The 9937-nt window shown below is 61.4% G+C and carries 9 protein-coding genes and 1 riboswitch; of the genes, 4 read left to right on the top strand and 5 right to left on the bottom strand.

The features are described 5' to 3' along the window. Positions 1–1052, bottom strand: a 1052-nt coding sequence (locus tag AB4Z11_RS11990; RefSeq protein WP_442025475.1) for a porin, incomplete at its 3' end; no start/stop codon positions are given. Between the two features lie 349 nt (positions 1053–1401). Here AB4Z11_RS11990 and AB4Z11_RS11995 point away from each other — a divergent pair. After that, the gene (locus tag AB4Z11_RS11995; RefSeq protein WP_442025476.1) at positions 1402–2718 is read left to right on the top strand and encodes a tetratricopeptide repeat protein; all 1317 of its coding nucleotides are present in this window, start codon (positions 1402–1404) and stop codon (positions 2716–2718) included. Positions 2719–2781: 63 nt separating this feature from the next. Here the strand turns inward: AB4Z11_RS11995 and dapF are convergent, their stop codons facing one another. The 3 genes from dapF to AB4Z11_RS12010 are packed head-to-tail and all read right to left on the bottom strand — an operon-like array spanning position 2782 to position 5386. Then, positions 2782–3645, bottom strand: a complete 864-nt coding sequence (dapF, locus tag AB4Z11_RS12000; protein WP_442025477.1) for a diaminopimelate epimerase — start codon at positions 3643–3645, stop codon at positions 2782–2784. Continuing rightward, positions 3642–4538 carry an LpxL/LpxP family acyltransferase gene (locus AB4Z11_RS12005; RefSeq protein ID WP_442025478.1) on the bottom strand — a complete coding sequence of 299 codons (897 nt, stop codon included), beginning with the start codon at positions 4536–4538 and terminating at the stop codon, positions 3642–3644. Before AB4Z11_RS12005 ends, dapF begins: the two co-directional genes overlap by 4 nt. Beyond that, positions 4535–5386 (bottom strand): lysophospholipid acyltransferase family protein, encoded by an 852-nt coding sequence (locus AB4Z11_RS12010; RefSeq protein ID WP_442025479.1) that lies wholly within the window; start codon positions 5384–5386, stop codon positions 4535–4537. Before AB4Z11_RS12010 ends, AB4Z11_RS12005 begins: the two co-directional genes overlap by 4 nt. A gap of 192 nt (positions 5387–5578) precedes the next feature. Between AB4Z11_RS12010 and metK the strand changes: the two genes are divergently transcribed. Beyond that, a complete protein-coding gene (metK, locus tag AB4Z11_RS12015; protein ID WP_442025480.1) occupies positions 5579–6745 on the top strand; it encodes a methionine adenosyltransferase in 1167 nt (388 codons plus the stop codon). Between the two features lie 55 nt (positions 6746–6800). Here metK and AB4Z11_RS12020 read toward each other — a convergent pair whose 3' ends face one another. Further along, positions 6801–7946 carry a class I SAM-dependent methyltransferase gene (locus tag AB4Z11_RS12020; protein WP_442025481.1) on the bottom strand — a complete coding sequence of 382 codons (1146 nt, stop codon included), beginning with the start codon at positions 7944–7946 and terminating at the stop codon, positions 6801–6803. 82 nt (positions 7947–8028) lie between these two features. Continuing rightward, positions 8029–8096: riboswitch (S-adenosyl-L-homocysteine riboswitch) on the top strand. Between the two features lie 30 nt (positions 8097–8126). On the opposite strand from AB4Z11_RS12020, the gene ahcY reads away from it, so the two are divergent. After that, the gene (gene ahcY / locus AB4Z11_RS12025) at positions 8127–9542 is read left to right on the top strand and encodes an adenosylhomocysteinase (protein ID WP_442025482.1); all 1416 of its coding nucleotides are present in this window, start codon (positions 8127–8129) and stop codon (positions 9540–9542) included. Between the two features lie 88 nt (positions 9543–9630). Continuing rightward, positions 9631–9937: phage holin family protein (locus tag AB4Z11_RS12030; protein WP_442025483.1), on the top strand; the 307-nt coding region annotated here is incomplete at its 3' end.

The raw sequence follows: 9937 nt of genomic DNA on the forward strand, positions 1-9937 counted from the left end.
GTGTCGGTCGAGGTCACCGTCAGCGGAATCTTCTTCTGCGACAGGTCGATGTACAGATAGGTACGGGCCGACAGGTTGTATTCGTAGCCGACCGACACTTGCTTGGTCTTCAGCTGGCCATCCGGCTTCTTCTGGCCGTAGCCAAACAGGATCTTGCCCGGGCCCAGGTTATAGTTGGCGCCCAGCACCCAGGCATCGATGGTGTCGTTGACGGCGACGATATGGCCCAGGTCCTGTTTGCCGTAGCTGGCCATCAGTTTCAGGTCCGGCATCGGGCGATAGAAGGCGCCGACCGACCACCATTTCACTTCCACCGCGTTGCGCTCGGCGCCCACATAGACCGAGTAGCGCGGCAGGGTGCTGCCGGTGTCGGTATAGGTCGCGCTGACGGAGTAAGGGTTGGCGGACGCCAGGGAGCCGACCGGATACTGCGGCGCGGCAGCTGTGCCGCGGCCGATGAGGGCAGTCGCCAGGCCGTTGTTTTCCTTGGCGGCCCAGTTCAGGTTCAGCTGGAAGCCGTTCCAGACGGGCGTGTTGTACCAGACTGCGTTGGCGAAGCGGTTGCCGGAGTTGCCGGCCACACCCAGCGGGTCGGAACCGGAGCCGGCCAATGCCGTGCGGTAGCCTGCAACCATCAGGTCGGTCTGGAAACCGGCCTGGTTCGGCATACCGGACCAGGGTTCGTAGGCGATGGTGGTTTCCTGCAGCGCGGTCAGAGCGCGGCCCAGGCGGACGGTACCGAAGCCGCCCTGCAGGCCGACCCGGCTCTGGCCCTGGAACAGCGGACGCGACACGCCTTCGATCGTGCCGGTATCAGGCTCGAAGCGGATTTCGAGCTGGAACAGCGCCTTCAGACCGCTGCCCAGATCTTCCACGCCGCGGAAGCCCAGTTTGTTGTTGTCGCGTTTGCCTTCGAGGACGGCAGTGTTGGCGGAATTGGTGGTCTTATTGATACCGGCATCCAGCGTGCCATAGATAGTGACGGACGATTGTGCGAAAGCTGCGCTACTGAAGGCGCCCATCAAGGCCAGGGCCACTAAGGATTTCTTCATCGTTCTTTCCTTTATAAGTATGTCGGTCAGATCCACGTGCGTCTCATACACTCGGATGAAGAAACCTTAATGCGAGGCTTCGTCAACCGCGCGGTATTGGTCGATTATGGTCACGCTTATTGGTCTAAAGCGACGGAATTGTCCGAACTTGTTGTATTTTTGAAACGCTYAACAGGCTGCTCATGTGGCCACTTCAACCTCTAATTTCCGATATGTAAGGTAGCCGAAAGCTGGGGCTGTCACATTTGTCATAAATCAAAGAAACAGTGAGTTGTATGCGTCATACAAACAGGCGCATCGCTACACTGGACTGCAGCCTTTTCTTGGAACCGGAATAGTTAGTGGAACGATGGCGAATCGTGAAGAGCTAGTTATTATCAGGGGGGCACGGTCGGGAKACGCTTCATGCCAACTGGCGCTGGGCAAGCTGTATTTGTTCGGCGGCGCCAGCCTGCCCCGCAACCCGCCGACGGCATTGCACTGGTTGTGCCGCGCCGCCGGGCAGGGCATGACCGAAGCCTGGCAACTGGTCGGCCGCCACATTTCCTTTGAACATGCAAGGAACTGCCGCGATCTCGCGCTGCCGCTGTATGCGCGCGCGGCCGCGGCGGGCGAATTGCAGGCGCTGCTTGTGCTGGCCGAACTGCTGCTGGAGCCCGGCCCGGCGTTGGAAGGCGAGGCGGAATGGCGCGGCATCGCACACGGCTTGCTGGCGAAGCAGCCGGGGCCGCGCGCCCAGCACTTGCTGGCGCGGCTGGAGCCTGTCGCCGCGCCAGCGCCGCCAGCGCCGCAGCGGCTGGCGGATACGGGCATCGACGCACACGCTTTGCCGCAGGACGTCTCGGACGCCGAACTGGCACGCCAGCGCGAGCAAGCGGCACAGGCCGGCGACCGCACGGCGCAGCTGGCGCTCGGGCTGGCGCTGGCGCGCATGAACACGGATGGCGACCGCGTCGATCCCGGCGAGAGCACGGTCAACTTCAAGCGCGCCTTGCGCTGGCTGGCGCGTGCGGGCGAGCAGGGCCTAGCGGATGCGTGGTTCGCGATGTCGCGTATTTATACCCGCCCCGAATTTTCCCAGCGCAGCTTGCGCGATGCCCAGGCTTGTCTGGAGCGCGCGGCCGACATGGGCCACAGCGGCGCGCAGCTGGAGTGCGGCATCCACGCCTGGCGTGCACGGCGCGGCGATGAACAGAACGATGTGAAGGCAGCGTACTGGCTGCAGAAGGCGGCCGCGCAAGGCAGTGCGGAGGCGCAAGCGGCGCTGCAACGCATTGCGCCGTCGCCGGAGCCGTCGGGCTGGGCGGAATCTTTGCTGCCGCAGCTCACGCGCGAGCTGTTGTCCAGCCAGCCTTTGCTGGCGGCGCGCATCGAGCTGGCCGCGATGTTCCGGCTGACCAGGGCTGAAGCGTTGTTATTGGATGTGAAGACGGCCGACCACGGCCATTGCCTGGTGGTCGATATTCGCGCCTAYTACGGGCGCAGCAAGCGCCGCCTGGTGCTGGTGCGCAGCGCCCAGCAAAGACAGGCGCTCGATCGCATCGTGCGCCTGTTCGAGCAGGTGGACTGCAGTCCCGCCGGGCCGGAAGGCAATTACCGCCAGCGGCTGTACCGCTTCAAGACCTGGGTCATGTCCGCCGTCAGCGACGAACTCGCCGCCGCATGAATCGGCGGGTCGATGACCCGCCCTACGGTAGCAGCGTAGGACGGATCATTGATCCGCCATCGCTCAGACCGTGATTTCGCCTTCGAAGACGGTGACGGCCGGCCCGGTCAGATACACCGGCTCGCCTTCGCCCGCCCACGCAATCGACAACTGGCCGCCGCGGGCATCCACGCGCACAGGGGAATCGAGCAGTCCGCGCCGGATGCCCGCCACCACGGCCGCGCAAGCGCCCGTGCCGCAAGCCAGCGTCTCGCCCGCGCCGCGCTCGAACACGCGCAGCTTGATGTGCTGGCGGTTCATGACCTGCATGAAGCCCGCGTTCACGCGCTTGGGGAAGCGGGTGTGATGTTCGATCAGCGGACCGGTCAGCTCCACCGGCGCGGTTTCCACATCCGCCACCACCTGCACGGCATGCGGATTGCCCATCGAGACAGTCGACACTTCCACCGTCTCGCGGTTGCCGCCCAGTTCCAGCACCAGCGGCCACAGCGTATCGCGGCCCTGCGCACGGCCCTGCAGGCCTTCCGGATCAAACGGCACCAGCGCCGGTTCCAGCACGGGCGCACCCATGTCCACGGTCACGCTGCCATCATCTTCCAGGCGCGGCGCAATCACGCCGGACAAGGTTTCCACTGAAATCTTGCGCGCCGAAGTCAGGCCTTTTTCGGATACGAACTTGACGAACGCGCGCGCGCCATTGCCGCACTGTTCCACTTCGCCGCCGTCGTTATTGAAAATGCGGTAGCGGAAATCGCAGCCGGGCACGGCGGATTTTTCGACCACCAGCATCTGGTCCGCGCCCACGCCAAAACGGCGGTCGGCCAGGGATTTCCACTGTTCAGGCGAGAAGTCGATCTGCTGATTGATGGCGTCGATGACCACGAAGTCGTTGCCAGCGCCATGCATCTTGGTGAATTTGAGCTTCATTTGATATCTGAGTAGAAGGACGGTTCGCCATTGGGACGCGTCTTGAATCGTTTGTGCGTCCAAAAATATTCCGCTGGCGCCTCGCGCACACGCTCTTCGATGAATTCGTTCATGCGGCGGGTGGCGGCCACCATATCGGTACCAGGATAATTCTCCCACACCGGATAGAATTTGACGCGCCAGCCTTGATAATTTGGCAGGAAAGTAGCAATTACCGGCACCACTTGCGCGCCGGCCGCCGCTGCAATGCGGGCCGTGGCGGTCAACGTGGCGGCGGGAATGCCGAAGAAGGGTACGAATTCCGCGTCCTTTTCGCCGAAGTCCATGTCGGGCAGCATGAAGTAGGGCAGATGTTCTTTCATCGCGCGCAGGATGGGCTTGATGCCGTCGTTGCGGGTGAACAGCTTGACCGGTTTGAAGCGGGCGCGGCCAGCGCGCAGCTGCTCGTCGAACACCGCGTTCTTCTGCGGCGCGTACATGGAGGAAGCGCTCGCTTCCATTGCAATCGAAGCGCCGCCCACGTCCAGACAGACGAAGTGCGGGCACAGCATGATGGTCGGTTTTCCGGTCAACAGCGCAACGGGAACTTCACCCGGCGGCATGCCGGCGCTGGTTTCGATCCTGATCAGGCGGCGCAGGCGCTTTTCGGAGGCCCACCACAGGATGCCGCGGTCCAGCACGCTGCGCGAATACGCCTGGAAGTGAGCGAGCGCCAACTTGCGGCGTTCGGCTTCGGACATTTCCGGCATGGCCAGGCGCAGATTGATCAGGGCGATCTTGCGGCGCGGCGTCATGATGTAGAACAGCAGGAAGCCGATCCCGTTACCGAGGCGGCCGAGGACCGGCAGAGGCAGCCAGTGCATCAGCCACATGAAACCCAGCAGAAGCTTCATGCCGCCTCCTGCTGCGAAGGTGCGGCCACGCCGGCCGGCACCTTGTAGCGGTTATAGCTCCAGTAATACTGGGCAGGGCAGCGCGCGATCAGCTTTTCCATTTCGGAGTTGATGGAGCGGGCCTGGGCGGCAGTGTCGCCTTCCAGCGAACCTTCGAAAGGCACGAAACGGACGGTGAAGCCTTTGCCGGACGGCAGGCGCTCGGCGTAGACGATGATGACCACCGCATCGCCCAGCTGCGCCATCTTGGCCGGCAGGGTCATGGTGTAAGCGCTGCGGCCGAAGAAGTCGGCCCACACGCCTTCACCTTCCTGCGGCACCTGGTCGGGCAGCAGGCCGATCGGCTGGCCCTTCTTCAAAAACTTGGCCAGCTGGCGCACGCCGCTCATCGTGGCCGGCGCCAGCAGCAGATTCTTGCGCGCGCGGGCGCCTTCGACCAGCGGCTTCAGGGCAGCCTGGCGCGGCGGACGGTACATCACCATCAGCTCGGTGCGGTGGGCGATTTCCTGCGCCGTGATTTCAAAGCAGCCCAGGTGGGGAGTCAAAAATACAATGCCGCGGCCGGCATCCAGATTCTTTTGGACCAGTTCCCAATTTTCGATGTTGGCGCTGCGCGACACGCGGTCGGGATTTGCGCACCAGATAAATGGCAATTCGGCGATGGCTTTACCCGCTTCGGATACAGCCTGGTGCAAATGTGTGGAAAAGCCGGCTTGGGCCATGTTAGCCTGCATGCGGCGGCGATGAGAGGGGGAAAGCGCATAAACTATCCAGCCCAGCCCTACGCCGAGTGCGTGCAGAACAGGCAAGGGAAATATTGAAAAGAAACGGAAAATGCGTAACAGCATGAATATGTTTATAAGAGCAAAAGCTAGCGTTGCTCTAGCCAAAAATTTTTTAAGAAGCGTAAAATACCACGTTAGGTATGAACCGCCGAGTTAATCAGACAACTTGCGAGGCGGAATATAAATTTCGCTAAAGCGTCGCAAGCTGTGTTAGTTTTGCGACAATGTTATTTGAACAAAACTAAGGAGCTTGCGATGTCTAATGACTACCTGTTCACCTCTGAATCCGTTTCCGAAGGCCATCCCGACAAAGTCGCGGACCAGATTTCGGACGCCATCCTCGACGCCATCCTGGCGCAAGACCCAAAAGCTCGCGTAGCTGCTGAAACCCTGTGCAACACCGGTCTGGTGGTGCTGGCCGGCGAAATCACGACCCACGCGAACGTGGATTATATTCAAATCGCCCGCGAAACCATCAAGCGCATCGGCTATGACAACACCGAATACGGCATCGACTACAAAGGTTGCGCCGTGCTGGTGGCTTACGACAAGCAATCTCCTGACATCGCTCAGGGCGTGGACGAAGGCGCCGGTATCGACCTGGACCAGGGCGCCGGCGACCAGGGCCTGATGTTCGGCTACGCTTGCGACGAAACCCCGGAACTGATGCCGGCTGCGATCTACTACGCACACCGTCTGGTGGAGCGCCAGTCCCAGCTGCGCAAGGATGGCCGCCTGCCATGGCTGCGTCCTGATGCGAAGTCCCAGGTCACCCTGCGCTACGTGAACGGCCGTCCGGTGTCGGTGGACACCGTGGTGCTGTCGACCCAGCACGCGCCGGAAATGACCCACAAGCACATCGAAGAAGCGGTGATCGAAGACATCATCAAGCCGGTGCTGCCGCGCGAGTGGCTGCAGGACACCAAGTTCCTGGTCAACCCGACCGGCCGTTTCGTGATCGGTGGCCCACAGGGCGACTGCGGCCTGACCGGCCGTAAGATCATCGTCGACACCTACGGCGGTGCAGCGCCGCACGGCGGAGGCGCCTTCTCCGGCAAGGACCCGTCCAAAGTGGACCGTTCCGCTGCCTACGCCGCCCGTTACGTTGCGAAGAACATCGTGGCCGCCGGTCTGGCGCGCCAGTGCCAGGTGCAGGTGTCGTACGCGATCGGCGTGGCACGTCCGATCAACATCACCGTGTACACCGAAGGCACCGGCGTGATCTCTGACGAGAAAATCGCAGAACTGGTGCACGAGCACTTCGACCTACGTCCGAAAGGCATCGTGCAGATGCTGGACCTGCTGCGCCCGATCTACCAGAAGTCCGCCGCCTACGGCCACTTCGGCCGCGAAGAGCCGGAATTCACCTGGGAGCGTACCGACAAGGCAGGCGTCCTGCGCGCGGCTGCCGGCTTGAAGTAAAACCCTAAGACCGGGTCAGACCCAAGGGTCTGACCCGGGGCCTGATCCATAGCGCTTAGCGTGCCAGGCCGGGGATGGCTGCCAGTCTGGCGCGCATGTTTTTCGCGACATCGGCGCTGTTGCGGCGGTTGTGGGCGTGCTTCAGCACAAACAGGCTGCGGCGGGCAGGACTTAACTCGAAATATTCCTTCAGCTCGGCATGCACGGCGCGCTCGATCTCACGATCGCGCACCAGGCCGTGTGCGGCCATGCGCTCTTCCCACCATTGCGGTGTGGCCCACACCAGGTGGCCGTGCTTGGGCCAGCCTTTTTCATCGCAGTCGAGCTGGCGGAAGAAGCCGTTGTCGCTTTCCAGCCACGAGCGGACATAGATTTCGAAGTCCTGTCCAAACACTTCGTCTGAGCCGAACATCGGCGAATTGAGGTAGAAGTAGCCGTCCTCGTCAATCAGCTCAGCCAGCCGCGCCAGGTACAGGTCGAACTTGACGGGATTGAGGTGCTCGATRATGTCCATCGCCAGTACCACGTCGAACTTGCCGGACACGGGTGCCGATAGCAGGTCGCCAAAAATCATGTGGTCGCGCACGTTCGGGAATGCCAGCATGAATGCTAGATGGCTGACATCAAGCCCGGTCACATCAATGCCGCTTTGCTCCAGCAAGCTGAGCACACCGCCCGTAAAGCAACCGATTTCCATGCACCTGCGTGCGCCCAGTCCCTGCGCGATAGCGGCGGTGACGTGCTGGTCCAGGCCAATCCCCGCACCCCAAACACCGGGCATATCGTAGTAGCGGTGGCGCACGATCAGCGATTCCATGAAGTTGAAATCGGCGTCTTCGAAAGCGTTATAGAGCACCATGGGAACACCCGCGAGCGAATCTTCGCGCACGAACCGATCCGGATACAGCTGCGTGAGATCGGGCAGCTCGCGCCCAGGAATAAGCTGGCGAATCATGCGCATGCTGAATTCGCTGGAGCCAATCATCGATTGCATCGCCTCATCGATCGGTTTGCCCAATTCAAATGCCTGCGTCAAATTGGTCAGGCCATGCGCATCGGGAGCTCTGCCTAGAATGCCGGTGTAGAGGGCGGAGGCAACATCCGCTGCCGAAAATTGCCCGGTTCCGTTATGCGGCGAGTTGCGCATGCGCCAGCGCGCAAATTTCAGGAACAGCTGTGGTGCGGCAGTCAGTCCGGTCATAGTCGTTGTGCGCGATGCAAAAAAAATAACTTGGGCAGTATGCCATAGTTTTTCGGCACTGGGATCGTGCTACAATCCATACCCCCGAGGAGCGCTGCGACGGACCGTTCAGGTTTGCCAGGCTCGGAACTTCAACACCGCGCTCACGTTACTTTTTTCAACCAATGAAAGGAGGGCGTGATGAACGCCGTACTCAAAGATTCCCACGATTACATCATCGCCGACATCGGYCTGGCTGCCTGGGGCGAAAAAGAGATCAAGATCGCGGAAACCGAAATGCCTGGCCTGATGGCCATCCGCGAAGAATTCGCTGCTGCTCAGCCGCTGAAAGGCGCGCGCATCACCGGCTCGCTGCACATGACCATCCAGACCGCGGTGCTGATCCGCACCCTGGAAGCACTGGGCGCGCAAGTGCGCTGGGCGTCTTGCAACATCTACTCCACCCAGGACCACGCTGCTGCCGCTATCGCCGCGGTAGGCACTCCGGTGTTCGCCGTGAAAGGCGAAACCCTGGACGAATACTGGGAATACACCCACCGCATCTTCGAATGGCCAGGTGAAGGCGTGTACTCCAACATGATCCTGGACGACGGCGGCGACGCAACCCTGCTGCTGCACCTGGGCGCCCGCGCCGAGAAGGATATCTCCGTGCTGGCCAATCCAGGCTCGGAAGAAGAAATCTGCCTGTTCAACTCCATCAAGGCCCACTTGGCCAAGGACGCGACCTGGTACTCCAAGCGTCTGCCGCAAATCCTGGGCGTGACCGARGAAACCACCACSGGCGTGCACCGCCTGTACCAGATGCACAAGGAAGGCAAGCTGGCCTTCCCGGCAATTAACGTGAACGACTCCGTCACCAAGTCCAAGTTCGACAACCTGTACGGCTGCCGCGAGTCCCTGGTGGACGGCATCAAGCGCGCAACCGACGTGATGGTGGCTGGTAAGATCGCCGTGATCGCCGGCTACGGCGACGTGGGCAAGGGTTCCGCGCAAGCAATGCGCGCCCTGTCCGCACAGGTCTGGGTTACCGAGATCGACCCGATCTGCGCTCTGCAGGCTGCAATGGAAGGCTACCGCGTGGTGACCATGGATTACGCTGCTGAACACGGCGATATCTTCGTGACCTGCACCGGCAACTACCACATCCTGACCGAAGCGCACATGCTCAAGATGAAGGACCAGGCCATCGTCTGCAACATCGGCCACTTCGACAACGAGATCGACGTTGCGGCACTGAAGAAGTACCAGTGGGAGAACATCAAGCCGCAGGTGGATCACGTGATCTTCCCGAACGGTAAGCGCATCATCCTGCTGGCGGAAGGCCGTCTGGTGAACCTGGGCTGCGGCACCGGCCACCCGTCTTACGTGATGTCGTCCTCCTTCGCTAACCAGACCATCGCGCAGATCGAACTGTTCGCCAACACCAAGCAGTATCCGGTCGGCGTGTACACCCTGCCGAAGCACCTGGACGAGAAGGTCGCCCGCCTGCAGCTGAAGAAGCTGAACGCGCAGCTGACCACTCTGACCGAAGAGCAGGCCGYGTACATCAACGTGAAGGTCGAAGGCCCTTACAAGCCTGAACATTATCGTTACTAATCGGCGCCGCTGCGGTCATCCGCAGCCATAGGCCCAACCCGGTGTCCGGCACATCGTGCCGGACACCAGCCTTCCAAGGTTTCCAAAAATGCGTTTGGTCCTTACCTGGATAATCAATGCCGCGGCCCTGTTTGCCGTGCCTTACCTGATRCATTCCGTCGATGTCACAAGCATCGGCGCCGCCCTGGTTGCAGCCCTCTTGCTCGGCCTGGTGAATACCCTGATCCGCCCGCTGCTGCTGTTGCTGACGCTGCCCGTTACCGTGCTGACGCTTGGCCTGTTCATCTTCGTCATCAATGGCCTGATGTTCTGGCTGGTGGCGCAACTGGTGAGCGGCTTCCACGTGGACAGCTTCGGGTCGGCGATTCTCGGCGCGCTGCTGTACAGCGTGATCT

Source organism: Pseudoduganella sp. RAF53_2 (assembly GCF_052113985.1).
Classification (GTDB): Bacteria; Pseudomonadota; Gammaproteobacteria; order Burkholderiales; family Burkholderiaceae_D; genus Rugamonas.

Coding starts and splice junctions, on each gene's coding strand:
- AB4Z11_RS12010 (WP_442025479.1), bottom strand. CDS start 5,386: ATGCTGTTACGCATTTTCCGTTTCTTTTCAATATTTCCCTTGCCTGTT.
- AB4Z11_RS12005 (WP_442025478.1), bottom strand. CDS start 4,538: ATGAAGCTTCTGCTGGGTTTCATGTGGCTGATGCACTGGCTGCCTCTG.
- dapF (WP_442025477.1), bottom strand. CDS start 3,645: ATGAAGCTCAAATTCACCAAGATGCATGGCGCTGGCAACGACTTCGTG.
- metK (WP_442025480.1), top strand. CDS start 5,579: ATGTCTAATGACTACCTGTTCACCTCTGAATCCGTTTCCGAAGGCCAT.